Source organism: Microbacterium tumbae (assembly GCF_054780175.1).
Window position 1 is genome coordinate 337,786 of sequence record NZ_BAAGWV010000003.1, and the last position, 25,141, is coordinate 362,926.

A 25,141-nucleotide genomic window follows, 5' to 3' on the forward strand; every position below is an offset into this window, starting at 1 on the left:
GATCAGAAACATATCAGCGCGCGAGGACCCGCGCAATGCGCGGCGCCCCTCGGGGAGCTCAGAGCGCCGGCGGGGCGGTCGAGCCGCGCGCGATGAGCGCGGCGGGCATCCGGATGTGCTCCGGCTCTCCGCCGCGGAGCATCCCGAGCAGGATGCCGACGGCGGCGGCGCCCATCTCGGGGAGCGGCTGGCGCACCGTGGTCAGCTGCGGCACGCTCGACGCGGCCTCGGGGATGTCGTCGAACCCCGCCACGGAGAGGTCCTCCGGCACGCGCAGTCCTCGTTCGGCGGCGACGCGGATCATCTCGATGGCGGACAGGTCGTTGGCCGCGAAGACGGCGGTCGGGCGGTCGGCGAGGTCGAGCAGCGCATGGGCGCCGGTCGTCGCGCTCGCCGCGCGGTAGCCGCCCTCGGCCACGAGCGCGGGGTCGAACGGGATGCCGGCGCCGTCCAGGGCGTCGCGGTATCCCCGCTCGCGCTGGTGGGCGGATTCCAGATCGGTGCGGCCGCGGAGATGGCCGATCCGGCGGTGGCCGAGGGCGATGAGATGCTCGGTCGCCGCGCGGGCGCCGTCGACATTGTGCACGGCGACGGTCGCGGGCCCGTCCGGCCCGGTGTGCGGATCGACGGCCACGATGGGGACGGCGCTCTGCGCCGGCGTCGTGGTCGGGGTCACGAGGATGGCGCCGTCGATGAGGGTCCCGCCCAGGCGGGACAGCGAGCGGCGCTCCCATCCGAGGTGGTCGCCGGCCGATACCGTCCCCGCGTAGGCGAGCACGTCGTACGGGGTGTCCTCGAGGGCGGTGGACACGCCGCGCAGGAGCTGCAGGGCGAAGGGCTCGAACTCCGCGACCAGCACCCCGATGACGCCGGTCCTGCCTCGTCGCATCGACGTCGCGACCAGCGAGCTCTCGTAGCCGAGGTCGGCGACGACGCTGAGCACGTGTGCGTGGGTCGCGGCGGAGACGCCGTCGCGTCCGTTGATGGCCTTGGAGACGGTCGCCACCGACACTCCGGCTGCGCGGGCGACGTCGGTGATGGTGGGGCGGGCGTTCATGATGTCAGCCTAGCGAAGAGAAAACGTTATCGATATCGTTTGACACGACCGTGCGGGCGGTGTCAGAGTGTCACACAACACATTGGTGTGGCTGGCAACAAATACGGAATGCCGTGCTGCACGAGGACTCGATGAAGAGGAGACACAGCATGAACATGCGCAAGGCATGGACCGCGGGAGCGGTCGTCGCGGCGGTGGGGATGCTCGGACTGACCGGTTGCACCAGTGGGGGAGACGGATCGGACGAGGGCGGGGCGACCACGCTGACGATGTGGCACAACTCCACCACCGGCGACGGCAAGCAGTACTGGGACGATGCGGTCGCGGCGTTCCACGAGGCGAATCCGGATGTGACGATCGATGTGGTGTCGATCCAGAACGAGGACATGGACGGCAAGCTGCAGACCGCGGCCAACTCCGGCGACATGCCGGACATCTTCATGGCGCGCGGCGGCGGGAAGCTCGCCGACATCGTCAGCGCCGGCCAGGTCAAGGACCTCACGGACCTCATCGACGACGATGTGAAGACCGCCTTCGGAGACGCGCCGTTCAGCGCCTTCACGGTCGACGGCAAGATCTACGGGGTGCCGAGCTCGGTGCTCCCCGGCGGCATCTTCTACAGCAAGGACCTCTTCGCCGAGGCGGGCATAGCCCAGGAGCCGACGACGATCGCCGAGCTCGAGGACGCCATCGAGAAGCTGAAGGACGCCGGCATCGCGCCGATCGCGCTCGGCGCGAAGGACGCCTGGCCCGCTGCGCACTGGTACTACTTCTTCGCCGTGCGCGCATGCGGCCAGGACGTCGTGCAGAACCTGGCGACCGATCCGGACTTCTCGGACGGATGCTGGCTGGATGCCGCGGAGAACCTCGCCGACTTCGCCGCGACCGAGCCGTTCAACGACGGCTTCCTCACCACCTCCGCCCAGCAGGGCGCGAACTCCTCCGCCGGACTCGTCGCCAACCACAAGGCGGCGATGGAGCTCATGGGCGCCTGGGACGTGGGCGTCATCGCGAGCCTCACCCCCGATCAGAAGCCGCTGCCCGACCTCGGCTGGTTCCCCTTCCCCGAGGTGGACGGCGGCGACGGAGCGCCGGGCGCCATGATGGGCGGCGTCGACGGCTACTCCTGCTCCGCGGATTCGCCGGCGGCGTGCGAGGACTTCCTCAACTTCGTCTCCTCGCAGGAATGGCAGGAGAAGTACGCCACCGCGTTCCAGACGATCCCGGCCAACCAGGACGCGACGGGGGCGGTCACCGACCCCTCGCTTCTGCCGCTGATGGAGGCCTACGGTCAGGCGCCCTACGTCTCGCTGTGGCTGGACACGGCCCTGGGGCAGAACGTCGGCAACGCGCTGAACACCGGCGTCGTCGAGATGCTCGCCGGTCAGGGCGACCCGCAGAAGCTCGTCGACACCATCGCGAACGCCGCGGCAAGGGGCTGACGCGAACCATGTCCGGATCCCAGGCGCTGAGGGAACCCGCAGCCCCTGAGAGCGGCACCCGCGCCGGGACCGAGCCCCCCTCGGTCCCGGCGCGGCGATCACCGCGGGCGGATTGGCGCAAGCGCGGCGAGATCGCGCTGCTCACGGGACCTGCGCTGCTGGTCTTCGTCGGCTTCGTCATCCTGCCGGTGGGGATGGCCGCCTTCTACGGCTTCTTCAAATGGAACGGCTTCGGCTGGCCCACCGAGTTCGTCGGCATCGACAACTACGTGCTCATGCTGCAGGACGAGACGTTCAGGGCGGCGGTGACGCACAACTTCGTCATCGTCGTGCTGTCGCTGATCATGCAGGGCCCGATCGCGATCCTGTTCGCCCTGCTGCTGAACCAGAAGATCCGCGGCCGCTCCGTCATCCGGGTGCTGATCTTCATGCCCTATGTGATCGCTGAGGTCGTCGTCGGCACGGGCTGGAGCCTGATGCTGCAGGACGCGGGAGCCGTGAACTCCCTGCTCGAGAAGTGGGGGCTGGGCGCCCTCGCGCAGTCCTGGATCGCCGATCCCGCGATCGCGATGTGGTCCCTGATGATCATCATCACGTGGAAGTACATCGGCTTCGCCGTCATCCTCATGCTCGCCGGCATGCAGTCGATCCCCGGGGAGCTGTACGAAGCCGCTGCCATCGACGGCGCCGGCTTCTGGAAGGCGCAGTGGAGCATCACGCTGCCCCTGCTCGGACCCACCATCCGGATCTGGGCATTCCTGTCGATCATCGGCTCGCTGCAGCTCTTCGACCTCGTCAACATCATCTGGGGCCAGTACATCGCCGCGACGGCCGGCACCTCGACGATGGCGACCTACATGTACCAGAACGGCCATCTGGCCGGGAACTACGGCTTCGGCAACGCGGTCGCCGTGATGCTGTTCCTCATCTCCCTCACGGTCGCCCTCCTGTACCAGCGGTTCGTGCTCCGCCGTGACACGGAAGGCGCCCTGACCGGCGGCGGAAAGGCGCGGAAGCGATGACCGACTCACCGAGGACCTCCGTCGCGATCCAGGCGGTCGGCCCGGACGGACGCCTGGGCGCGCGAGGGCGGCGGTCGGCGTCCGGCGTGCGCTGGGGCAGCCCCGGCGTCTACCTGCTGGCGCTGGTGCTCATCACGATCTGCGTCACGCCGGTGCTGTACATCGTCATCGGCGGCTTCCGCACGAACTCGCAGATCACCACGGATCCGTCCGGCTGGCCGGCGCCCTGGCAGATCGCCAACTACACCGACGTGCTGGGCAGCAGAGAGTTCTGGACCGCGATGCGCAACTCCACCGTCTCGGCGGTGGGCACCACGCTCGGAGCGGTCGGGCTCGGGGTCATGGCGAGCTACGTCATCGCCCGCTACGAGTTCTCCGGCAAGGCCGTGATGTACTCGCTGTTCGCGGCCGGGCTCATGTTCCCCGCGACGGTGGCCATCACGCCGCTCTACCTGCTGATCCGCAACCTCGGCCTCGTGAACAACCTCGCCGGCATCGTCCTGCCGCAGATCGCCTTCGCCCTGCCGACCACGATCATCATCCTCGTGCCGTTCCTGAAGGCGATCCCGAAGGAGCTCGAGGAGGCGGCGTCGATAGACGGAGCCTCGCGGCTGGGGTTCTTCTGGCGGATGGTGGTCCCGCTCAGCCTGCCCGGCGTCATCACCGTCGGCATCCTGGCCTTCATCGGGGCGTGGAACGGCTACATGCTGCCGCTGTTCCTGCTCAACGATCCGAACCTGTTCACCCTGCCGCTCGGCGTGCAGAGCTTCGCCTCGCAGTACTCGGTCGACACCGCGCGGGTGCTCGCGTACACCTCGCTGTCGATGCTGCCGGCGCTGATCTTCTTCAGCCTGTTCGAGCGCCGCATCGTCGGCGGCCTGACCGGTGCGGTCAAGGGCTGATCGAGCGTCGAGACCGAAAGATCGATGGAGAACCACATGACAGCGGACATCCCCGCGTACCCGAACCCATCCGCGCGCGTGCAGGCGCTCCTGGAGCGGATGACGCTCGAGGAGAAGCTCGCGCAGCTCGTCGGCTACTGGCTCGATCAGGGCGGTGAGGTCGTCGCGCCCATGGCGGACGAGATGGCGGGCTCGGCGGCATCCGGAGCCCTCGCCGACATCACCCGCGATGGCATCGGGCACTACACCAGGGTGTACGGCACCCGGCCGGTGGACCCCGCCGAACGCGCTGCGTGGCTGTGGGGCGAGCAGCGTCGGCTGAAGCGGGAGACCCGTCTCGGCATCCCGGCGCTGGTGCACGAGGAGTGCCTCACCGGTCTCGCCGCGTGGAAGGCCGCGACCTTCCCGACGCCGCTGGCCTGGGGCGCCTCGTTCGACCCGGGGCTCGTCGAGGAGATGGCCGCCTCGATCGGCGACTCCATGCGGGAGCTCGGCATCCATCAGGGGCTCGCCCCCGTGCTGGACGTGATCCGCGACCCGCGCTGGGGGCGCGTGGACGAGTGCATCGCCGAGGACCCCTACGTGGTGGGCGTGATCGGCACGTCCTATGTGCGCGGGCTGCAGTCCGCCGGGGTGCACGCGACGCTCAAGCACTTCGTCGGATACGCGGGGTCCACGGCGGGCCGCAACCACGCTCCGGTCGCGGCCGGTCCTCGCGAGGTGGCCGACGTCTTCCTCCCGCCGTTCGAGATGGCGGTGATCGAGGGCGGAGTCCGCTCCGTCATGAACTCCTACGCCGAGATCGACGGCGTGCCGCTCGGGTCCAGCGCCGAGCACCTCACCGGGCTGCTGCGCGAGGCCTGGGGATTCGACGGCGTGGTCGTCGCGGACTACTTCGCCGTCGCGTTCCTCGAGATGATGCACCGGATCGCCGAGGACCGAGGGGCTGCGGCGCAGGCCGCGCTGACCGCGGGGGTCGATGTCGAGCTGCCGACGGGCGACGCCTATCTCGCGCCGCTCGCGAGGCGGATCAGGGGCGGGCTCCTCGACGAGGCGTTCGTCGATCGTGCGGTGCTTCGCGCGCTCTCCCAGAAGGAGGAGCTGGGACTGCTCGAGCCGGGCGCCTTCGAGGACGAGCCGCCCGCCGAGATCGACCTGGACTCGCCGCGCCATCGCGACATCGCCCGGCGCCTCGCGGAGGAGTCGGTCGTGCTCCTCTCCAACGACGGCATCCTTCCGCTGCGGCTCGGCGACCGGAACACGCCGGCCATCGCCGTGATCGGACCCAACGCCGACCGGGCGGAAGCCCTGATGGGGTGCTACTCCTTCGCCAACCACGTTCTCGCGCACCATCCCGACCACCCCATCGGCTTCGAGATCCCCAGCGTGCGAGAGGCGCTCGCGTCCGAGCTGCCCGGCGTCCGCCTCCTCACCGCCCCCGGCTGCGCGGTCGAGGGCGAGGACCGGAGCGGCATCGAAGCGGCGACCGACGCGGCCCGCGCCGCGGACGTCGCGATCGTCGTCGTCGGCGATCAGGCCGGCCTCTTCGGGCGGGGCACCGTCGGCGAAGGCAACGACTCTGAGAGCCTCGAGCTTCCCGGTGTGCAGCGCGAGCTCGTCGAAGCGCTGGTCGCCACCGGCACCCCGGTCGTGATGGTCGCGCTCACCGGACGCCCCTACGCGATCGGCTGGGCCCTGGACGGCGGGGCGGATCGTCCCGCGGCGGTGCTCCAGGCGTTCTTCCCCGGTGAGGAGGGCGGATCTGCGCTCGCCGGGATCATCTCCGGCCGCGTGACCCCTTCCGGCCGTCTGCCCGTCACCCTGCCGCGGTCCGCGGGGGCGCAGCCGTACTCGTATCTGCATCCGCGGCTCGGCGGTCCCTCCGATGTCACGGCGACGGACCCCACCCCGGTGCGGCCGTTCGGCTTCGGCCTCTCCTACTCGGCGTTCGCCTATGACGAGCTGCTCGCCGACGACGAAGCCGTCGCGGGGCAGGCCTTCGAGGTCAGCGTGACCGCGTCCAACACCGGTGAGCGGGCGTCGGACGACGTCGTGCAGCTCTACGGTCGCGATCCGGTCGCCTCCGTCACCCGGCCGGTCGCGCAGCTGCTCGGGTTCCGCCGGATCTCCCTCGAGGCGGGCGAGTCGGCGACGGTCGTCTTCACCGTCCCCACCCAGCGATTCGCCTTCAGCGACCGCTCCCTGACGCGCATCGTCGAGCCGGGGGACGTGCAGGTATGGGTCGGGGCGGATGCGGCGGCCACGGAGGCCGACGGCAGGGCGACACCGCCCGCGACCGTCCGCATCATCGGCGACGTCCATCCCGTCACGCCGGCCGACCCCCGCGTGGTGACGTCCACGGTGCACGTCGCCGAAGCCGTGCGGTGAGGCCGGCCCGGAGCGCGATCCCCGCGGCTTCGTCCGTCCTCCGCGCCTCGGCTGCGCGCCGCACGGGTCGTCTGCCCCGTACTGAGCCGTCCCGACGGCGCCCTGCGGATATCGTGTCAGGAGCAACAAACTTTTCGACGGAGGCGTGATGGCGGAACGAGCGTCAGGGATCGAGGGCGTGCGCCGTGCGAATCTCGGCGAGGTGCTGCGCCTCGTGCACCATCACGGCCCGCGGTCGCGCGCCGTCCTCACCGCCGACACCGGGCTGAACCGCTCCACGGTCGCGGATCTCGTCGCCGACCTGGTCACGCGGGGTCTCGTCGTGGAGCAGGAGCCTGATGCGACGCGCAGGGTGGGCAGGCCCTCGCCGATCGTCGCGCCGAGCGAGGATGTCGTCGCGATCGCCGTCAACCCCGAAGTGGACGCGATAGAGATCGGCGCGATCTCGCTGGGCGGCGTCGTCCGTGAGCGCCGGCGGATCGAGTGCGCGACCCCGCCGAGCGTTGCCGAGGTGGTGGACGCCGTCGTCGATTTCGTGCGCGAGCGCCGCACCGCGGCATCCGCGCCGGCGATCATCGCCGGAATCGGTCTCGCCGTCCCGGGCCTGGTGCGTGCCGAGGACGGCATCGTCCGGCTCGCGCCTCATCTCGGCTGGCGGGACGCCCCGATCGCCGATGCGCTGTCCGCGGCTCTGGGGCTCGCGGTCTTCGTCGACAACGACGCCTCGCTGGGCGCGCGCGCCGAGCGGCTGTTCGGCGCGGCGCGGGAGCATCGGGACGTCGTCTATCTCAACGGCGGCTCCAGCGGCATCGGCGGAGGTCTGATCCTGGACGGACGCCTCATCGCCGGAGCGGGGGGCTATGCGGGGGAGTGGGGCCAGACGCGTCCTGGCATCCTCTCCGACGACGACAGGCGCAGCGACGGCGGCGTCCTGGAGGACGAGGTGAACCGCGCCAGGCTGCTGCAGGCGGCCCGGCTCGGCGCCGTGGACGACGCGGCGCTCGCCGCCGTCCTCGCCGCCACCAGCGACGCGGAGGTGATCGCCGAGATCGAACGGCAGCGCCGGGTGCTCGCAGCGTCCCTCGCGAACGCGGTGAACGTCCTCAATCCCTCGATCGTGGTGCTCGGCGGTTTCCTCGCCATGCTGCGCGACCGGGACCCCGTGGGATTCGACGCGGAGGTGCGCTCTCGTTCCCTCGAGGCCCCCGCCGAGCAGGTCTCGGTGACGGCCGCAGCGCTCGGCGCCGACCGGCTGCTCATCGGCGCGGCTGAGGCCGCCTTCGCCCCGCTGTTCCTCGATCCGCTCCGCTGACCGCGGCTCGAATCGCGCAAATGGTTCCATCCGCGCGGCGGATGCGACCATTTGCGCGATTCGAGCGCCTCAGCGACGGGCGAACCGGGCCGTGAGCGCCTCGGAGGCGCGGGCGAGCATCGCCACGTCGGCGCCGACGGCGACGAAATCGGCACCGTCGGCGAGGTAGGCATCCGCGGTGGCGGGGTCGAACGCGTTCACGCCCACCGGCTTGCCCGCGGCCTGCACGGCGGCGAAGGTCCGGTGCACGGCGTCCAGGACGTCCGGATGGCCCTGCTGCCCGAGGCGCCCGAGCGAGGCGGCGAGGTCGGACGGCCCGACGAAGACGGCGTCCACCCCCTCGACGGCGGCGATGTCCGCGGCGTTCTCGACCCCGGCGGCGGTCTCTATCTGCACCGTCAGGGAGACGTGCGTCCCCGCGCCCTGCAGGTAGTCGTCGACCCTGTTCCAGCGTGCGCTGCGCGAGAGCGCGCTGCCGACGCCGCGGATGCCGTGCGGGGGATAGCGGGTCGCCGCGACCGCCGCCTCGGCCGCCGCCGCCGACGACACCATCGGGACGATGAGGTCCTGCGCGCCGAGATCCAGCACCTGCTTGATGATCACGGGATCGTTCCACGGCACGCGCACGAGCGGGGCGACCGGATAGGCGGCGACGGCCTGCAGCTGGTGCAGCACGGAGTCGAGGGAGTTCGCGGAGTGCTCCATGTCGATGAGCAGCCAGTCGACCCCTGAGCCCGCTGCGATCTCCGCGACGAGCGGGCTGCCGGAGCACACCCACATGCCGATCTGCGGCGTGGACGAGCCGGCGAGGCGCTCGCGGAACGAGGGCGCTAGACGAAGCGGCATTCGATCGTTCCCATCTCTCGGTAGTCGCAGCGGACGACATCCCCCCTGGACACCCACATCGGACGGGTGAAGGATCCGGCCAGGATGATCTCCCCGGCCTCCAGGCGTGCACCGTGCTGGTGGAGCTTGTTCGCCAGCCATGCGACGCCGGTGGCGGGGTGGCCGAGGACGCCCGCAGCGACGCCGGTCTCCTCGATCTCGCCGTTGCGGGAGAGGACCCCCGGAACCCAGCGCAGGTCGATCTCGTCCGGGCGTCTGCGCGCCTCGCCGAGGATCATCGCCCCGTAGGCGGCATTGTCGCTGATGGTGTCGACGATCGTGCGGCCGTCGAGCTCGATATGCGAGTTCAGGACCTCCAGCGCCGGCACGACATGGTCGGTCGCGGCGAGTGCGTCTTCGAGCGTGCGGTCCGGACCTTCGAGCGGATGCTTCAGCACGAACGCCAGCTCGACCTCGATCCGCACGTTCGAGAAGTCCTCGTACCGCAGCGTCGCGCCGGAGGGGTGCACGGTGTCGTCGAACATCACCCCGTAGTCGGGCTCCGCGATCCCGGTCGCCTGCTGCATGGCCTTCGACGTGAGGCCGATCTTGCGGCCCACGAGCGTCCGCCCTGCGGCGACCTGCGCATCCCGCCAGACGCCTTGGATCGCGTAGGAGTCGTCGATCCCGGCAGCCGGGTGCCGCGCGGTGATGCGCGGGATGACGGAGTGCGTGCGATCGGCCTCGGCGAGCTCGGCGGCGAGCTGTGCGATGGTGTCGGGGGAGAGCGTCACAGCTGGTGCCCCAGCTTGTACTCGCCCTGCTTGTACTCCGGCAGCTCGTCGCCTGGGCGCGTGTAGGAGAAGCCGTCTGCGCCGATCGTGACGGCCATCTCGCTGTCGTCGGTGCGGGCGGCGACGGGCTGCGGGACGCCGTCGAGGTCCAGGACGAGGGACGCCTCGGTGTACCAGCTCGGCACGACGGGGTTGCCCCACCAGTCGCGGCGCTGGTTGTCGTGCACGTCCCAGGTGACGACGGGGTTGTCCGGATCGCCGGTGTAGTAGTCCTGCGTGTAGACCTCGACGCGGTGTCCGTCCGGATCGCGCAGGTACAGGTAGAAGGCATTCGACACGCCGTGTCTGCCTGGGCCGCGCTCGATCGCGTCGGAACGGCGGAGGGCCCCCAGCTTGTCGCAGATCGCGAGGATGTTGTGCTTCTCGTGGGTCGCGAAGCAGACGTGGTGCATGCGGGGTCCGTCTCCGCCGGTCATGGCGGTGTCGTGCACGGTGGGCTTGCGGCGCATCCACGCCGCGTACACGGTCCCCTCGTCGTCTTGGATGTCCTCCGTGACGCGGAAGCCGAGATCCTGCATGTAGGCGACCGCGCGGGGGACGTCGGGGGTGACCTGGTTGAAGTGATCCAGCCGCACGAGCTCGCCGGGGGTGTGCAGGTCGTAGCGCCACGACATCCGCTCGACGTGGTCGGCCTGGTGGAAGAACTCGTAGGGGAAGCCGAGCGGGTCGACCACGCGCACCGAGTCGCCGACGCCCTTCACGAAGCCTGCGGGGGCGCGGCGGACGTCGCAGCCCAGCTCGGTGTAGAAGGCGACGGCGCGGTCGAGATCCTCCGGGGTGCGCACGCGGTAGCTGAACGCGGCGACGGCGGCGATCGGGCCCTTGCGCAGCACGAGGTTGTGGTGGATGAACTCCTCGGTCGAGCGCAGGTAGATGGCCTCCTCGTCCTCCTCCGTGACATAGAGCCCGAGGATGTCGACGTAGAACTGCCGGGAGGCGGCGAGGTCCGTCACGACGAGCTCCATGTAGGCGCAGCGCAGCACGTCGGGCGGAGTGCTCTCCGGCGTCGGGATCGGATCGTCGGCGATGATGGGCGCCTCCTGGGACACGTAGTATCCGGAGGACGTCAGCGTCCTGTGCGTCTTGTCTGTCATGGCAGCGTCCTCGCTGATCGGGTCAGTTCTTGCCGAACGTGGGGTTGTGGACCTCGCCGAGCGTGACGTGCACGGCCTGCTGGTCGGTGTAGAAGTCGATGGAGCGATAGCCGCCCTCGTGTCCGAGCCCCGATGCCTTCACCCCGCCGAACGGCGTGCGCAGATCCCGAACGTTGTTGGAGTTCAGCCAGACCATTCCGGCCTCGACGGCGCCGGCGAAGTTGTGCGCGCGCTTGAGGTCGTTCGTCCAGATGTAGGCGGCGAGTCCGTACTTCGTGCCGTTCGCCAGCGCGAGCGCCTCCTCATCGGAGTCGAACGGTGTGAGGGCGACGACGGGGCCGAAGATCTCCTCCTGGAAGATGCGGGCTTCGGGGGAGACGTCGGCGAACACCGTGGGGGCGACGAAGTTCCCGGTCTCGAAGCCCTCCGGGCGTCCGCCCCCTGCGACAAGGCGCGCCTCGCTCTTGCCGATCTCGACGTAGCTCATGACCTTCGCGTGGTGCTCCGGATGCACGAGCGCGCCGACCTCGGTCGCGGGGTCGTGCGGATGGCCGACCTTCACGCGCTTCGCCTGCGCGGCATAGCGCTCGACGAACTCCTCGTAGACGGAGCGCTCCACGAGGATGCGCGAGCCGGCGGTGCAGCGCTCGCCGTTGAGGGAGAACACGCCGAAGATCGTCGCATCGATCGCGGCGTCCAGATCGGCGTCCGCGAAGACGACCGCGGGCGACTTGCCGCCCAGCTCCATCGACAGGCCCTTCAGGTGGGGTGCGGCGTTGCCGAAGATCAGCTGACCGGTGGAGCTTTCACCGGTGAAGGAGATGAGCGGGACGTCCGGATGCTTCACCAGCGCATCGCCGGCCTCCTCGCCCAGGCCGTTCACGAGGTTGAAGACGCCCTGCGGGAGACCTGCCTCTTCGAAGATGCCGGCCCACAGCGACGCCGACAGCGGCGTGAACTCGGCGGGCTTGAGGACCACGGTGTTGCCGGTCGCCAGAGCGGGGCCGAGCTTCCAGGATTCCAGCATGAAGGGCGTGTTCCACGGGGTGATGAGCCCCGCGACGCCGATCGGCTTGCGGTTGACGTAGTTGATCTGACGTCCTGGGACCTTGAAGGTGTCGTCGGCCTGCGCCACGACGAGGTCCGCGAAGAAGCGGAAGTTCTCCGCCGCGCGCCGCGCCTGGCCGAGGGCCTGGGTGATCGGCAGGCCGGAGTCGTAGGACTCCATCTCGGCGAGCCGCTGGTCGCGGGACTCCACGATGTCCGCGATGCGGTGCAGCACGCGGCTGCGCTCGCGCGGCAGCATCCTCGGCCACGGCCCTTCGGTGAACGCCCGTCGCGCGGCGGCGACGGCGAGGTCGACGTCCGCCTTCTTGCCGGCGGCGGCCGTCGTGTAGGTGTCGTTCGTGACGGGGTCGAGCACGTCGAACACGTCCCCGTCGACGGAGTCGACGAAGGCGCCGTCGATGTAGTGGCGGATCCGGTCGGGGAGGTCTGCGGGAATGCGCGGATCGGTCATGTGCGTCTCCATGTCAGAGGGAGCTCCCGACGGCCTCGTCGGGATGCTCGTGGATGAGGTAGGCGTCGAGGGTGGCGGTGTGGTGCCGGCGTGCCGCGTCCTCGATCTCGCCGAGGGGCGCTCCGCGCTCGATGAGGGCGACGATCTGCTCGTGCTCCCGCACCGACTCCCGCGCGCGGCCGGGGACGAAGCTGAACGTCGAGTCGCGCAGCCTGCTCAGGCGCGCCCACTCGGCGAGCACGAGGTCGTGCAGGCGCGGGTTCGGGCAGGGTGCGATGAGCGTCTCGTGGAACCGCTTGTTCAAGGCGGTGAACGCCGAGGGATCGAAGTGATCGAGCGTCTCGATCATCTCAGCGTTGAGGGTGCGCGCGGTGCGGAGGTCGTCGGCCGTCAGGCTGCGGGCCGCGAGCGCTGTCGCGCTGCCCTCCAGGATGCCGAGCGCCGCCATGCTGTGCCGGTACTGGGTGTCGTCGACCATCGCGACGCGCGCGCCGACGTTGTGCTCGAACTCGACGAGGCCCTCGGCCTCGAGCTGGCGGATCGCCTCGCGCACGGGGACGACGCTCATGCCGAGCTCGTTCGCGATCGCGCCGAGCACGAGACGGTAGCCCGGTGTATAGGTCTGCGCGGCGATGCGCTCCTTGAGCCAGTGGTAGGCGCGCTGCGATTTGCTGAGGACGGGGGCGGTCACGTGACGGTCCCCTTCTCATGGGAGGCCCGGTCGTGTTCCTCGTGGGAGGCCCGGTCGTGGTCGTGCGAGGCGTCTTCGCGGGAGGCGTCGTAGCGGGCCCGCCATTCGGCGTTCATCGGGAAGAGACCGTCCACGGGATGCCCGGCGGCGACCTGCTCGGCGATCCAGGCGTCCTCGTCCTCTTGGGCGAGGGCGGCGTCGGCGATGTCTTCGGCGAGGGACGGGGGGATGACGATCACGCCGTCCCCGTCGCCGACGATGATGTCGCCGGGCTGCACCGTCGCGCCGCCGCAGGCGATCGTGATGTCCGAGTCCCACGGCACGTGCCTGCGGCCGAGGACGGCGGGATGGGCGCCGTTCGAGAAGACGGGCAGGCCGATCTCGGCGACCGCGTCGAAGTCGCGCACGCCGCCGTCGGTCACCACTCCCGCGGCCCCGCGGGCTTTGGCGCGGAGTGCGAGGATGTCGCCGAGTGTTCCGGAGCCGCGCTCGCCGCGGGCCTCGATCACGACGACCTCTCCGGACCAGACCTCGTCGAAGACGCGCTTCTGCGCGTTGTAGCCGCCGCCGTGGCTCGCGAAGAGGTCCTCGCGGGCCGGGACGAAGCGCAGGGTCTTGGCGGTGCCGACGATCTTCACGCCCGGTCTGTTCGCGGTGACGCCCTCGATGACGCAGGCGTTCATGCCGCGCCTCCGCAGCTGGGCGGAGAGGCCGGCGGTGGGGGCGGCGAGGAGCTTGGCCCGCAGGGCCTGGGTGAGGGTCCCCTCATGGCGGGCGCCCTCTTCCCCGTTCGTTGATCGGGCGCCCTCTTCCCCGTTCGTTGATCGGGCGTCCCCTTCCCCGTTCGTTGATCGGGCGCCCTCTTCCCCGTCCGTTGATCGGGTGTCCCCTTCCCCGTCCGTTGAGCGAGCCGCAGGCGAGTCGAAACGGGTTTCGGTGCGGGGGCGTTTCGACTCGTCGCTGCGCTCCTCGCTCAACGAGCGGGCGGGGGCGATCGAGCGGGCGGTGTCTTCCCCGTCCGTTGATCGGGCGTCCCCTTCCCCGTTCGTCGAGCGAGCCGCGGGCGAGTCGACCGGCGTTCCCCAAGCCTCGGCGCGCTGCGGCTCGTCCGCAGCCGGAAGCGACCCGAGGGCGGCGTCGAACGGGGCATCGCCCTGCACGACCGTGGTGACGAGGCGGCCGCTGCTGGCGCCGCCGGCATCCACCTCGACCTCCACGACGTCGCCGGGGACGATGACGGACGATCCGGCGGGCGTCCCGGTGAGGATCGCATCGCCGGTCTCGAGCGTGAAGTGCTGCGAGAGGTCCGCGACGATCTGCGCGAGCGGGAAGATCAGCCCGGCGGTGGTGTCTTCCTGACGCAGCTCGCCGTTAACCCACGTCCGGACCCGCACGGCGGAGGGATCGACGGATGCGGCGGCGATGAGTCCCGGCCCGAGCGGCGTGTATCCGTCGCCGCCCTTGGAGCGCACGTTCGACCCCTTGTCGGCGGCGCGCAGGTCGTAGAGGCCGAGGTCGTTCGCGGCGGTGATCCAGGCGACGTGGGCCCAGGCATCCGAGACGCTCACCCGGCGCGCCGGCGCGCCGATGATCAGCGCGATCTCGCCCTCGAAGGCGAGCAGCTCGGTCCCGGACGGGCGTTCGACCCTGCCTCCGGAGGCCGCCACCGAGGAGGACGGCTTGAGGAAGTACGAGGGATGCGCTGGGCGCCGGCCGCGCTGGTCGGCACGTGAGGCGTAGCTCAGGTGCACCGCGATGACCTTGCCGGGACGGGCGATGTCCTCCGTCACGATTGGCGCCTCCTTGCGTCGTCTCCGCTGCTCTCGTCTGCCCTTGTGCGGAATATTCGAAATCGTATATCATCGCTGCACCGGGTGGCAAGCATCGCGATACCACCCTCGACAGAGACGTCGGACAAGGAGCAATCAATGATCGATCAGCCCGGCTTCACGCCGACCGGCACCATCGCCGCCCCCGCCGATCGCAAGCGGGTCGTGTTCGCCACGGTCGTGGGCACGACCGTCGAATGGTACGACTTCTTCACCTATGCGGCGATGGCGGGTCTCGCCTTCGGCGCACTGTTCTTCGAGCCGGCCGGCGAGGGCTTCGGCACGATCCTCGCCTTCCTCACGGTCGGGCTGAGCTTCCTGTTCCGCCCGCTCGGGGCCTTCCTCGCCGGGCACTTCGGCGACCGGATCGGCCGGCGGAGGGTGCTGGTGATCACCCTGTTCGGCATGGGGGTGGCCACGGCGCTCATCGGCCTGCTGCCGACGTACTCCGCGATCGGCGTCGCCGCGCCGCTGCTGCTGGTCCTCCTGCGCATCCTCCAGGGTGTCTCCGCCGGTGGCGAGTGGGGCGGCGCTGTGCTCATGGCGGTCGAGCACGCGCCCAAGAAGCGGCGTGGCGCCTACGGCGCCTCACCGCAGGTCGGTGTTCCGCTCGGCCTGCTGCTCTCCAGCGCCGTGATCGCGCTGACCTCGATGATCGCGCCCGGCGAGGCGTTCCTCGAGTGGGGCTGGCGGGTGCCGTTCCTGCTCTCCGTGGTCCTCATCGGCATCGGATACTGGATCCGCCGCACGGTCGAGGAGAGCCCGGTGTTCACCGAGATCGCCGAGCGGTCCGCGCAGACCAAGACGCCGATCGTGAAGCTGTTCCGCTCCTACGGGCTCGTCGTCGTGATCGCGGCCCTGGTCTTCGCGGGCAACAACGCCGTCGGGTACATGACCACGGGAGGCTGGATCCAGGGGTACGCGACGAACGGGCTCGGGCTGTCGCGACCGGAGGTGCTCTGGGCGGTCGCGTTCGGCGCCGTCGTGTGGCTGGCGACCACCTGGTTCGCCGGCACGATCTCGGACCGATGGGGGCGGCGCAGCACCTATCTCGTCGGGTGGGCGCTCCAGCTCGTCGGCGTTCTGACGCTGTTCCCGCTGGTGAACACCGGCGACGTGATCCTCTTCGCGCTGGGGCTCATGATCCTCTCCCTCGGACTCGGGTTCACCTACGGGCCGCAGGCGGCCTTCTACGCGGAGATCTTCCCGGCATCCGTCCGCTTCTCCGGCGTCTCGATCGCCTACGCCCTCGGCGCCATCCTCGGCGGCGCCTTCGCCCCGACCGTGGCCGAATGGCTCGTCCTCGCCACCGGCGGGACGGATGCGGTCACCGTGTACCTCGCCGTCATGACCGTGATCGGATGCCTGGCGACGCTCGCGTTCCGGGATCGCTCCGGGCTCCCGCTCGGCATCGATCACGAGGCCGAGCAGGCGAGGACTCCGCTCCTCGGCGTCGGCGCGACGGACTGACCGGCAGTCCCGCCGCAGAGGAGAGTCATCATGCAGTTCCATCACCACGGCTACGTCTCGCAGGACCCGCGGGTGCAGCCGGCATCCGGCTCCGGGGCCGACCGCCCCGGCGAGCTGCCCGAGGAGGTCGACGTGCTCATCGTCGGCTCGGGCCCGGCAGGCATGCTCCTGGCCGCGCAGCTGTCGCAGTATCCGGACGTGGTGACCCGCATCATCGAGAAGCGCGAAGGCCGGCTGGAGCTCGGGCAGGCCGACGGCATCCAGCCGCGCAGTGTGGAGACCTTCCAGGCCTTCGGGTTCGCGGAGCGGATCATCGCGGAGGCGTACAACATCGGCTGGATGAACTTCTGGGGTCCCGATCCCGACGACCGGAGCAGGATCCGGCGGGTCTCCCGCACGGCCGACTACGCCTACGACATCTGCGAGTTCCCGCATCTCATCGTCAATCAGGCGCGGGTGCTGGACTACTTCGCCGAGGCGGCGCTGCACGGCCCTGGGCGGATCGTCCCGGACTACGGGGTCGAGTTCCTCGGGCTCACGGTGCACGAGGACGGCGAGCATCCGGTCGAGGTGCGGGTGCGGGACGCCTCGGGCGAGCGCCTCGTGCGGGCGAAGTACGTCGCGGGCTGCGACGGCGCCCGCAGCAGGGTGCGCGAGGCGATCGGGAGACGGCACGTGGGCGGCACGTCCGCGCATGCCTGGGGCGTCATGGACGTCCTGGTGAACACCGACTTCCCCGATTGGCGGACCAAGTGCGCGATCAACTCCGAGGCGGGGAACATCCTGCTCATCCCGCGCGAGGGCGGGTACCTCGGCAGGGTGTACGTCGACCTCGGCGAGGTCGCGGCCGACGACGACCATCGCGTGCGCTCCACGCCGGTCGAGGAGATCGTCCGCAGGGCGAACGCGATCCTCCATCCCTACGCGCTGGACGTGCGCGACATCGCCTGGCACAGCGTCTACGAGGTGGGGCATCGCGTCACGGACGGCTTCGACGACGTGATCGACGGATCCGGACGCACGCCCCGCGTCTTCCTCACCGGCGATGCGTGCCATACGCACAGCGCCAAGGCGGGGCAGGGCATGAACGTCTCCCTGCAGGACGGCTTCAACCTCGGCTGGAAGCTCGGGTCCGTGCTCACCGGCCGCTCGCCGGAGGTCCTGCTGGCGACCTATGCGGCCGAGCGGCGTCCCGTGGCGCAGCAGCTCATCGACTTCGATCGCGAGTGGTCGAGCCTCATGGCCCGCAAGCCGGAGGAGATCTCGGATCCGAACGACCTCGCCGCCTACTACCTCGCGACCGCGGAGTTCCCCTCCGGTTTCATGACGCAGTACGCGGCGTCGATGATCGTCGGCGGTGACGCGCATCAGGAGCTCGCCGCCGGCTTCCCGCTGGGCAAGCGGTTCCACTCCGCGGAGGTCGTGCGGGCGGCCGACGGCAACGTCGTCCACCTCGGGCATCACGCGAGGGCGGACGGGCGGTGGCGGGTCTACGCCTTCGGCGACCGGGACGGCAGCCGGCTGGCGGCGTGGGCAGATGCGGCCGCAGCCGTGTTCGCCCGGTTCACCCCGGCGGATGCCGATGTCGATGCGGTCTTCGACGTCAAGGCCGTCTTCGCGCAGCCGTTCGAGGAGATCGAGGTCCCGTCCGTGCCGGCGCTGTTCCGGCCGGCGTCCGGCCCGCTCGGGCTCACGGACTGGGAGAAGGCGTACGCGGCCGGCCCCTCGACCTGGACCGAGACGGACGTCTTCGAGGCGCGCGGGCTCTCGCGCGACGGCGTCGTGGTCGTGGTGCGGCCCGATCAGTATGTGGCCGCCGTGCTGCCGCTGGATGCCGTGGACGAGCTGGAGGCGTTCCTGGCGGGGGCGCTGCTGCCGGCATCCTGAATCCGTTGCTCTTTCGCGGGGTGGGATGCTCTTTCGTGGGTGCGCTGCACTTTCCCCGGGGTCGCGTTGCTCCTTCCCGGGGTTGCGTTGCTCCTTCCCGGGGTCGCGCTGCACTTTCCCCGGGGTCGCGCTGCTCCTTCCCGGGGTCGCGCTGCACTTTCCCCGGGGGTCGCGTTGCTCCTTCCCGGGGTTGCGTTGCTCTTTCCTGAGGCGCGCTGCCCTTCCCGGGCGCGCTGTACTTTCCCCGGGGTCGAGCGGCTCCTTCTCGGGGTCGCGCTGCCCGTTCCTGAGGCGCGCTGCTCTTTCCCGCTCACGCGGCGATTGTTCCCGCAGCGTGGGCGATATTCGACAGCGCGAGACGGAAATCGACCGCGTGAGCGTGAGTGGGTTGCGTGGGAATTGGGAGAGCTGACCGGGAGAGCGGGAGAGAAGGATCGGGAGCGGGGGAGAGCTGACCGGGAGCGTGGGAGAGGAGGACCGGGAGCGGGAAGGGCGGGGCGCCGGCGCGGGATCCGAGACCGATGTTGGCGGCCAGGCCTAGCCTGTCTCCCAGGCGGGCGCCGATGCCCGCGAGGAGGAGTGCGTCATGACCTGGAAGATCGAGCTCATCTTCGTCCCCGTGTCGGATGTCGACAGGGCGAAGGACTTCTACGTGAAGATCGGCTTCAACGCCGATCATGATCAGTCGCCGTACGAGGGGCTGCGCTTCGTGCAGATGACGCCGCCCGGCTCCGCCTGCTCGATCGCGTTCGGCACAGGCCTCGACATCCCGCTCGAGCCGGGGCAGCAGAAGACGATCCAGGTGGTCGTGCCGAACGCCGACGAGGCCAAGGCGCAGCTCGAGGCGGTCGGCGTTCCCGCCAGGGGCGTGGAGGATCTCGGCTGGGGCCGGTTCGTGTGGTTCGACGATCCGGACGGCAACACCTGGACGCTGCAGGAGCTTCCGGACTACGCGGCGGTCGGCCAGAGCTGAGAGAGGCGAGCCAGAGACGAGCGCGGTGCCGGGTCGATGCCGGTGCCGGATCAGCGCCGGTGCCGCGGGTTCCGCGCCGGTGCCGGATCGGGGCGTGCGCCTGCGTCGGCGCCTGATCCGAGTGCGAGCGCCTGTGCCTGCTCCGGGAGCCGGATGGGTCGGCCTCGGCTCAGCACCCGCGCCTGCCAGCCCGCGGCTCACCCGCGCCCTGGCCGATCCGCGCCCCGGCGGCGCATGGGCACAGCGGATCGCATGACATGTGTCACGCGATTCCGATGACAGCGCCCTCCTGATCCGAGCATCCGCCGCCGGGAGAGTGGGGACATGAGCACCGCGACGGAGACCAGGGTCTCTCCTCTCCCCACGCCCACGGACGCCGTCATCGTCCTCGACGGCCTGCACCGGCGCTTCGGCTCCGGTGAGCGCATCGTGCACGCGGTGGAGGGCATCGACCTCCGCATCCGCCGTGGTGAGGTCGTCGCCCTGCTCGGCCCGAACGGGGCCGGCAAGACGACGACGCTGGACATGCTGCTTGGGCTCACCGATCCGAGCTCCGGCAGCGTTCAGGTGCTCGGGGAGAGGGCCTCGCTCGCCGCCGCCTCCGGCCGCATCGCCGCCGTGCTGCAGACCGGCGGCCTGCTGTCGGACCTCACCGTGCGCGAGACCGTCGAGGTCATCGCCTCCCTGCACGGTCGCGCAGCCCTCGGCCGCGTGCCGGAGGTGCTGGCCCGCACCGACCTGACCAGGCTCGCCCGCCGCCGCATCTCCAAGTGCTCCGGCGGCGAGCAGCAGCGGGTGAGGTTCGCGCTCGCGCTCGTCGCGGATCCGGACATCCTCGTCCTCGACGAGCCGACCGCCGGCATGGACGTCACCGCCCGTCGCCGGTTCTGGGACGTCATGCGCGCCGATGCGGACGCCGGACGCACGATCCTCTTCGCGACCCACTACCTCGAGGAGGCGGAGCAGTTCGCCCGCCGCACGGTCGTGATGCACCGGGGCCGGATCGTCGCCGACGCCCCGACCGCGCAGCTGCGGGCGGGTCTCGGCGCCCGCGTCCTCGCAGCGACCCTGCCAGCGGAAGGAGCCGATGAGCTCCTCGCGCGGCTGCGGGCCGCCGAAGGCGTCACGGATCTCCGGGTGGATGCGGGGCGCGTCAGCCTGCGGGCCACGGACTCCGACGCCGCGGCATCCGCTCTCCTGGCCGGCGGCGCCCGCGACCTGGAGATCGCCGCCCCCACGCTCGAGACCGCCTTCACGGCACTCACGGAGGACTGACCCATGTCGAACCAGATCACGATCTCGCCGACGATGCTGCGCGTGGAGGCCCTGCGCCAGATCCGGAATCCGTACACCCTCGCCTTCACGCTCGCGATGCCGGTGGCGATGTACCTGCTGTTCGGCGCGAGCATGGGCTACGGCTCGCTCTCGGCCGGCCACGGCAACGTCGCCTTCTCCGTGATGGTGTCGATGGCCGCATACGGCACCGCCGTCGCGATGAGCTCGCTCACCTCGCTCGCCGCCACCGAGGCCAAGCAGGGCTGGGGGCGCCAGCTCGCCATGACGCCGCTGCGGACGACGGGCTACGCGGCGACGAAGCTCCTCACCGCGCTGTCCTTCGCCGCGCTCGCCGTCCTCGCGGTCTTCGCGGCCGGCCTGGTGACCGGCTCCGAGGCGAGCGACGCCTGGCGCTGGTTCGCCTGCGCGGGCATCATGCTCGGGCTCGGCCTCATGTTCGGGCTGTACGGGCTCGGGGTGGGACTGTTCTTCACCTCGGACACCGCGGCGGCGCTCGCCTCGATCTCGCTGACGTTCTTCGCCTTCTTCGGCAACGTCTTCATCCCGCTGGACGGGACGATGCTCGCCATCGCCCGGTTCACCCCGATGTACGGCTATGTCGCCCTCGCGCGCTGGCCCCTCACCGAAGGCACTCTCACCACAGGACAGACCGATCCGCTCTGGATGCTGCTGCTGAACATCGCCGCATGGACGGTCGTCTTCAGCGCCCTCGTCGCCGCAGGCGCGAAGCGTTCGCGCTCCCGCCGATAGGGTCGGGGCATGGCGAAGGACGCGGCGGGCGGCCCCGAGGACGCGAGGATCGTCTCGGCCGTCGGCGCGCCCCCGTCCGAGGGGGCGGACGCCGACGGCCGGAGCCGCGGCTCCGGCTCCGCGTGGGAGAAGTACGGCTGGGTGATGGCCGCCATCTGGATGGTGTTCCTCGCCTATCCGCTCCTGGGACTGCTGCGCTCCACGGCCGAGACCGGCTGGATCGTCGCCGGCTGGATCGCGCTGGCGACGTTCGTCGTCGTCTACATCGCCGGCTTCGTCAACGGGATGAGCGGCAGGGGAGGGGGACTGGTCACCCGGCCGAAGCCGATCCAGTGGTGCGCCTTCGCCGTGCTGATCGTGTGCGCCGTCTCGACGGTCCCGGCCGTCGGCGGGAACGCGCTGAGCTTCGTCCCCTTCATCATGTCCTTCGCCTCGTACGGCCTCACCCGGCTCGCGCACTGGCTGACCCTCGCCTTCGGGATCGCGATCACCGCGGCCGCCGTGCTCCTCGTCCCGGAGTGGATCTCCTACATCTCCGTCCTCGCGATCGTCGTGCTGCTCGCGGTCGTGAACACGGTCTCCACCTCGTTGATCATCCGCTCCGCCGAGGCGGAGCGTCTCGGACTCGAGCTCGCGACGAGCGAGGGTCGGGAGGCCGTGGCGCGCGACGTGCACGATCTGATCGGGCACTCCCTCACCGTCGTGCGGATGAAGGCGCAGCTCGCGCACAGGCTCATCGACGCCGATCCGGAGCGGGCCAAGGCCGAGCTCGCCGACATCGAGGCGCTCACCGCCGAGGCGATCTCCGGGGTGCGCGAGACGGTCGCCGGCGTCCGCAGCGCCGCACTCGCGGAGCAGCTCGCCTCGTGCAGGGACGTGCTGGCGGACGCCGGCGTCGCGCTGCGCGTCGAGGGCGAGGTCGAGGCGCTGTCGCCCGCGCAGTCCCTCACGGCAGGATGGATCCTGCGGGAGGCGACGACGAACGTGCTCCGTCATGCGTCAGCGCGGACCGTCGTCGCACGGGTCTCGCCAGGGCGGCTCTCGATCGCCGACGACGGCATCGGATTCGCCGGCCAGGAGGGCAACGGGCTGCGGGGCATGCGCGAGCGCGCCGCCATGAGCGGAGCGACGCTGGCCGTGACGGCGGGAGAGTCCGGGGGGACGATCGTGGAGGTGACGTGGTGAGCGGCGAGGAGCAGCCGATCCGCCTCGTCGTCGTCGACGACCAGGCGATGCTGCGCGGCGCGCTGTCCGCGCTGCTCGATCTCGAGCCGGACATGCGGGTGGTCGGCTCGGCCGGCGATGGCGAGGAGGCGCTGCGCGTCGTCGCGGCGACGAGGCCGGATGTGTGCCTCATGGACATCCAGATGCCGGGTGCGGACGGCATCGAGGCGACCCGCGCGGTGCGGGCGGCGAACCCCGCCACCAGGGTGCTGATCGTCACGACCTTCGCGCGCCCCGGCTATCTGCGCTCCGCGCTGGACGCCGGCGCGAGCGGATTCGTCGTGAAGGACGCCCCGGCGGAGCAGCTGGCCGACGCCGTCCGGCGCGTGCACGCGGGCCTTCGCGTGGTCGACCCCGCACTCGCCGAGGCGAGCCTGTTCGACGGCGCCAATCCGCTCAGCGAGCGGGAGAGGCAGATCCTCCGGCTGGCGGCCGACGGACGCAGCGCCCAGGCGATCGCGGGCGAGGTCTATCTCTCGGCCGGGACGGTGCGCAACAACCTCTCCGCCGCGATCGGCAAGGTGGGAGCCGAGAACCGCGCCCAGGCCGTGCGGATCGCGCAGGACAAGGGCTGGATCTAGGCCGCTGCGCCTCTTCGAGGAGCGCGAACGGTTCCATCGGGGCAGCGGATGCAGCCGTGTGCGCGATTCGAGCGGGTCAGCTGTTCACGCGGATGATCTCGCGCTGGTACGGGGCGATGACGTCGCCGGAGATGCGGAGGTCCAGCAGGAGGAAGCGCCGTGTCGCAGCATCCTCCGCCGTCCAGGTTCGGAGGCGGTCGAGGTCGCCGAGGCTGCGCACCACCACCCCTTCGGCGCCGACGGCGGCGGCGAAGGCGGCGAAGTCCACCTCGGGAATGCGCATCGGCTCCTGGGCGAGACCCTTCAGGCCGTACAGGTTCACCTCGGCGCCGTAGGCGGCGTCGTTCCAGATCACCGCGCATCCCCTGCCCCGTGCCGCGCGGACGGCGGACTCCAGGTCGGCGATGGCCATGAGACCTCCGCCGTCGCCGGAGGTGAGGATGACGGTGGATTCCGGGCATGCGACCGCCGCTCCCACGACGCTCGGCCAGCCGAGTCCGATCGACTGGAACGCGGTGCCGACCATCAGCATCCGATCGGGCGAGGCGACCGGCCAGTACATGTTCGCCCATCCGATGAAGTGGCCGCCGTCCGAGACGACGACGCGGTCCTCAGGGAGCAGCTCGCCGATCAGGCGCGCCGCGGATCGGGGGTCGAGTCGTCCGTCGGGGGCGAGCTCCTCGCCCGGCTCCTGCGTCCTGGCGGCCGTCACCTCGGCGGATCCGCGCCAGGGGGCGCGCCGAACTCCTGCAGATCCCTCGTCCGCGGCCACAGCGACCGGCGTGTCGCCGGCTCCGCGCGCACTAATGCCGGAGTTCGGCACGCCACCACCGGAGTTCGGCACGCCACCGGAGGTCGGCACGCCACCACCGGAGCCCGGCACACGACGGAGCCGTTCCAGGAGAGCCTCGGCCACCGCCCGCGCGTCGCCGCGCACGTAGCCGCCGACATGGGCATGCGTCGCCGCCGGGGCGACGTCCACCTGGTAGACGCGCGTCCCCGGGGCGAACAGAGCGCCGAAGCGCATCGTGAAGGGGTTCAGGGACGCCCCGAAGACGACGGCGACGTCGGCCTCCCGCACGAGCGCCATCGCTCCTTCGGCTCCGAAGCCGCCCGTCACGCCCAGATCGTGCTCGGCGTCGGGGAAGATCCCCCGGCCGAGGGCGGTGGACGCCGTCAGCGCCCCGGTCGCGTCGGCCAGCGCCCCCAGCGCCTCTCCGGCGCCGGAGAGCCACGCGCCGCGTCCGGCGAGCAGGAACGGGCGCTCCGCGGCGGCGAGGGTCGCGGCGATCTCGTCCAGCGTCCCCTCGGCGAACTCGCCGGCAGGAGTCAGGGGCGCGGGCAGGCGCAGGGGCGGCGGTGCGGTGTCCGCGGGAGAGGCGTCCTCCTCCGCCGCGACGTCGTAGGGGATGGCCAGCACGACGGGCACCCGGTAGGTCAGCGCATGCTCGATCGCGATGACGGTCGTGGCCGCAGCGTCCGTGCGCCCGACGGTGTATGTGCGGGCGCCGACGGCGGAGGCGAGCGCGATCTGATCGACGTCCCAGGGGCGAGGGCCCGAGGTCGGCTCGTCGCCGACGACGAGCACGAGCGGGATGCGGGCCTGCACCGACTCGGCCAGAGCCGTGATCGTGTTCGTGAAGCCCGCGCCGTACGTGGCCGTGCCGGCGGCGATGCGCCCTGATGCGCGGTAGTGCGCGTCTGCCGCGACGACGGCGCCGGCCTCGTGACGGACGGCGGTGAAGACGGCGTCCGTCCGCTTCTGGAGAGCGTCGAGGAAGTGGGCGTTCCCGTTGCCCATCAGGCCGAAGACGGCGTCGATGTGCTGTGCGAGAGCGAGGGCGACGTGCGCGGACACGGTGGGCATGCGTGAGCCTTTCGAGACAGACGGAGGAGGGGATTTCCGTATGTGTCTCGCGCGGGCGCCGCCGCCGCGGGCTTCGTGCCCCTTTTTCGGGCACCGGCACGGATGCCGGACAGGGCGATCATATCCCGTCTCCGTCCCGTCGCGACCCCGTAACATCC

At 70.8% G+C, this 25,141-nt stretch carries 20 protein-coding genes; 12 read left to right on the forward strand and 8 right to left on the reverse strand.

The window, feature by feature from the left end; translation table 11 throughout:
- Positions 1 to 58: 58 nt before the first annotated feature.
- Positions 59 to 1,057 (reverse strand): LacI family DNA-binding transcriptional regulator, encoded by a 999-nt coding sequence (locus tag ACYVGQ_RS13385; RefSeq protein WP_460785138.1) that lies wholly within the window; start codon positions 1,055 to 1,057, stop codon positions 59 to 61.
- A gap of 149 nt (positions 1,058 to 1,206) precedes the next feature.
- Between ACYVGQ_RS13385 and ACYVGQ_RS13390 the strand changes: the two genes are divergently transcribed.
- The 5 genes from ACYVGQ_RS13390 (at position 1,207) to ACYVGQ_RS13410 (ending at position 8,123) form a co-directional block, all read left to right on the forward strand.
- Entirely contained in the window at positions 1,207 to 2,499 is a 1,293-nt protein-coding gene (locus ACYVGQ_RS13390) for an extracellular solute-binding protein (RefSeq protein ID WP_460785139.1), read from the forward strand.
- Positions 2,500 to 2,507: 8 nt separating this feature from the next.
- Positions 2,508 to 3,521 carry a carbohydrate ABC transporter permease gene (locus ACYVGQ_RS13395; RefSeq protein WP_460785141.1) on the forward strand — a complete coding sequence of 338 codons (1,014 nt, stop codon included), beginning with the start codon at positions 2,508 to 2,510 and terminating at the stop codon, positions 3,519 to 3,521.
- Positions 3,518 to 4,423: a carbohydrate ABC transporter permease gene (locus ACYVGQ_RS13400; protein ID WP_460785142.1), complete on the forward strand. Its 906-nt coding sequence runs from the start codon at positions 3,518 to 3,520 to the stop codon at positions 4,421 to 4,423. Before ACYVGQ_RS13395 ends, ACYVGQ_RS13400 begins: the two co-directional genes overlap by 4 nt.
- A 36-nt stretch (positions 4,424 to 4,459) precedes the next feature.
- Positions 4,460 to 6,811 (forward strand): beta-xylosidase/alpha-l-arabinosidase, encoded by a 2,352-nt coding sequence (locus ACYVGQ_RS13405; RefSeq protein WP_460785144.1) that lies wholly within the window; start codon positions 4,460 to 4,462, stop codon positions 6,809 to 6,811.
- Positions 6,812 to 6,959: 148 nt separating this feature from the next.
- Positions 6,960 to 8,123 carry an ROK family transcriptional regulator gene (locus ACYVGQ_RS13410; protein ID WP_460785145.1) on the forward strand — a complete coding sequence of 388 codons (1,164 nt, stop codon included), beginning with the start codon at positions 6,960 to 6,962 and terminating at the stop codon, positions 8,121 to 8,123.
- Positions 8,124 to 8,192: 69 nt separating this feature from the next.
- Here ACYVGQ_RS13410 and ACYVGQ_RS13415 read toward each other — a convergent pair whose 3' ends face one another.
- Genes ACYVGQ_RS13415 through ACYVGQ_RS13440 form a run of 6 tightly spaced genes read right to left on the reverse strand, consistent with a single transcriptional unit; the run spans position 8,193 to position 14,896 of the window.
- Positions 8,193 to 8,969 (reverse strand): HpcH/HpaI aldolase family protein, encoded by a 777-nt coding sequence (locus ACYVGQ_RS13415; RefSeq protein WP_460785146.1) that lies wholly within the window; start codon positions 8,967 to 8,969, stop codon positions 8,193 to 8,195.
- Positions 8,954 to 9,742 (reverse strand): 2-keto-4-pentenoate hydratase, encoded by a 789-nt coding sequence (locus ACYVGQ_RS13420; RefSeq protein WP_460785147.1) that lies wholly within the window; start codon positions 9,740 to 9,742, stop codon positions 8,954 to 8,956. Before ACYVGQ_RS13420 ends, ACYVGQ_RS13415 begins: the two co-directional genes overlap by 16 nt.
- Positions 9,739 to 10,896 (reverse strand): 3,4-dihydroxyphenylacetate 2,3-dioxygenase, encoded by a 1,158-nt coding sequence (gene hpaD, locus ACYVGQ_RS13425; RefSeq protein ID WP_460785148.1) that lies wholly within the window; start codon positions 10,894 to 10,896, stop codon positions 9,739 to 9,741. The genes ACYVGQ_RS13420 and hpaD overlap by 4 nt, the downstream gene beginning before the upstream one ends.
- A gap of 22 nt (positions 10,897 to 10,918) precedes the next feature.
- Positions 10,919 to 12,415, reverse strand: coding sequence for a 5-carboxymethyl-2-hydroxymuconate semialdehyde dehydrogenase (hpaE, locus tag ACYVGQ_RS13430; RefSeq protein ID WP_460785149.1), 1,497 nt, complete (start codon positions 12,413 to 12,415; stop codon positions 10,919 to 10,921).
- 13 nt (positions 12,416 to 12,428) lie between these two features.
- On the reverse strand, positions 12,429 to 13,106 hold the full coding sequence (locus tag ACYVGQ_RS13435; protein ID WP_460785150.1) for a GntR family transcriptional regulator: 678 nt from the start codon (positions 13,104 to 13,106) through the stop codon (positions 12,429 to 12,431).
- Positions 13,103 to 14,896, reverse strand: coding sequence for a fumarylacetoacetate hydrolase family protein (locus ACYVGQ_RS13440; RefSeq protein ID WP_460785151.1), 1,794 nt, complete (start codon positions 14,894 to 14,896; stop codon positions 13,103 to 13,105). Before ACYVGQ_RS13440 ends, ACYVGQ_RS13435 begins: the two co-directional genes overlap by 4 nt.
- 138 nt (positions 14,897 to 15,034) lie before the next feature.
- Here ACYVGQ_RS13440 and ACYVGQ_RS13445 point away from each other — a divergent pair, with 138 nt between their 5' ends.
- From ACYVGQ_RS13445 to ACYVGQ_RS13475, 7 genes are all read left to right on the forward strand, one after another.
- Positions 15,035 to 16,405: an MFS transporter gene (locus tag ACYVGQ_RS13445; RefSeq protein WP_460785152.1), complete on the forward strand. Its 1,371-nt coding sequence runs from the start codon at positions 15,035 to 15,037 to the stop codon at positions 16,403 to 16,405.
- Positions 16,406 to 16,435: 30 nt separating this feature from the next.
- On the forward strand, positions 16,436 to 18,292 hold the full coding sequence (locus ACYVGQ_RS13450; RefSeq protein WP_460785153.1) for an FAD-dependent monooxygenase: 1,857 nt from the start codon (positions 16,436 to 16,438) through the stop codon (positions 18,290 to 18,292).
- A 586-nt stretch (positions 18,293 to 18,878) separates the two neighbouring features.
- Positions 18,879 to 19,265: a VOC family protein gene (locus ACYVGQ_RS13455; RefSeq protein ID WP_460785154.1), complete on the forward strand. Its 387-nt coding sequence runs from the start codon at positions 18,879 to 18,881 to the stop codon at positions 19,263 to 19,265.
- 324 nt (positions 19,266 to 19,589) lie between these two features.
- Positions 19,590 to 20,540, forward strand: a complete 951-nt coding sequence (locus ACYVGQ_RS13460) for an ABC transporter ATP-binding protein (RefSeq protein WP_460785155.1) — start codon at positions 19,590 to 19,592, stop codon at positions 20,538 to 20,540.
- A gap of 3 nt (positions 20,541 to 20,543) precedes the next feature.
- On the forward strand, positions 20,544 to 21,311 hold the full coding sequence (locus ACYVGQ_RS13465; protein ID WP_460785157.1) for an ABC transporter permease: 768 nt from the start codon (positions 20,544 to 20,546) through the stop codon (positions 21,309 to 21,311).
- Between the two features lie 9 nt (positions 21,312 to 21,320).
- Positions 21,321 to 22,496, forward strand: a complete 1,176-nt coding sequence (locus tag ACYVGQ_RS13470; protein ID WP_460785158.1) for a sensor histidine kinase — start codon at positions 21,321 to 21,323, stop codon at positions 22,494 to 22,496.
- On the forward strand, positions 22,493 to 23,116 hold the full coding sequence (locus ACYVGQ_RS13475; RefSeq protein ID WP_460785159.1) for a response regulator: 624 nt from the start codon (positions 22,493 to 22,495) through the stop codon (positions 23,114 to 23,116). Before ACYVGQ_RS13470 ends, ACYVGQ_RS13475 begins: the two co-directional genes overlap by 4 nt.
- A gap of 76 nt (positions 23,117 to 23,192) precedes the next feature.
- Here ACYVGQ_RS13475 and ACYVGQ_RS13480 read toward each other — a convergent pair whose 3' ends face one another.
- Positions 23,193 to 24,983, reverse strand: coding sequence for a thiamine pyrophosphate-binding protein (locus tag ACYVGQ_RS13480; RefSeq protein WP_460785160.1), 1,791 nt, complete (start codon positions 24,981 to 24,983; stop codon positions 23,193 to 23,195).
- Positions 24,984 to 25,141 lie beyond the last annotated feature (158 nt).

Coding starts and splice junctions, on each gene's coding strand:
- ACYVGQ_RS13385 (WP_460785138.1), bottom strand. CDS start 1,057: ATGAACGCCCGCCCCACCATCACCGACGTCGCCCGCGCAGCCGGAGTG.
- ACYVGQ_RS13395 (WP_460785141.1), top strand. CDS start 2,508: ATGTCCGGATCCCAGGCGCTGAGGGAACCCGCAGCCCCTGAGAGCGGC.
- ACYVGQ_RS13405 (WP_460785144.1), top strand. CDS start 4,460: ATGACAGCGGACATCCCCGCGTACCCGAACCCATCCGCGCGCGTGCAG.
- ACYVGQ_RS13450 (WP_460785153.1), top strand. CDS start 16,436: ATGCAGTTCCATCACCACGGCTACGTCTCGCAGGACCCGCGGGTGCAG.
- ACYVGQ_RS13415 (WP_460785146.1), bottom strand. CDS start 8,969: ATGCCGCTTCGTCTAGCGCCCTCGTTCCGCGAGCGCCTCGCCGGCTCG.
- ACYVGQ_RS13410 (WP_460785145.1), top strand. CDS start 6,960: ATGGCGGAACGAGCGTCAGGGATCGAGGGCGTGCGCCGTGCGAATCTC.
- ACYVGQ_RS13455 (WP_460785154.1), top strand. CDS start 18,879: ATGACCTGGAAGATCGAGCTCATCTTCGTCCCCGTGTCGGATGTCGAC.
- hpaE (WP_460785149.1), bottom strand. CDS start 12,415: ATGACCGATCCGCGCATTCCCGCAGACCTCCCCGACCGGATCCGCCAC.
- ACYVGQ_RS13470 (WP_460785158.1), top strand. CDS start 21,321: ATGGCGAAGGACGCGGCGGGCGGCCCCGAGGACGCGAGGATCGTCTCG.
- ACYVGQ_RS13445 (WP_460785152.1), top strand. CDS start 15,035: ATGATCGATCAGCCCGGCTTCACGCCGACCGGCACCATCGCCGCCCCC.
- ACYVGQ_RS13480 (WP_460785160.1), bottom strand. CDS start 24,983: ATGCCCACCGTGTCCGCGCACGTCGCCCTCGCTCTCGCACAGCACATC.
- ACYVGQ_RS13390 (WP_460785139.1), top strand. CDS start 1,207: ATGAACATGCGCAAGGCATGGACCGCGGGAGCGGTCGTCGCGGCGGTG.
- hpaD (WP_460785148.1), bottom strand. CDS start 10,896: ATGACAGACAAGACGCACAGGACGCTGACGTCCTCCGGATACTACGTG.
- ACYVGQ_RS13465 (WP_460785157.1), top strand. CDS start 20,544: ATGTCGAACCAGATCACGATCTCGCCGACGATGCTGCGCGTGGAGGCC.
- ACYVGQ_RS13460 (WP_460785155.1), top strand. CDS start 19,590: ATGAGCACCGCGACGGAGACCAGGGTCTCTCCTCTCCCCACGCCCACG.
- ACYVGQ_RS13400 (WP_460785142.1), top strand. CDS start 3,518: ATGACCGACTCACCGAGGACCTCCGTCGCGATCCAGGCGGTCGGCCCG.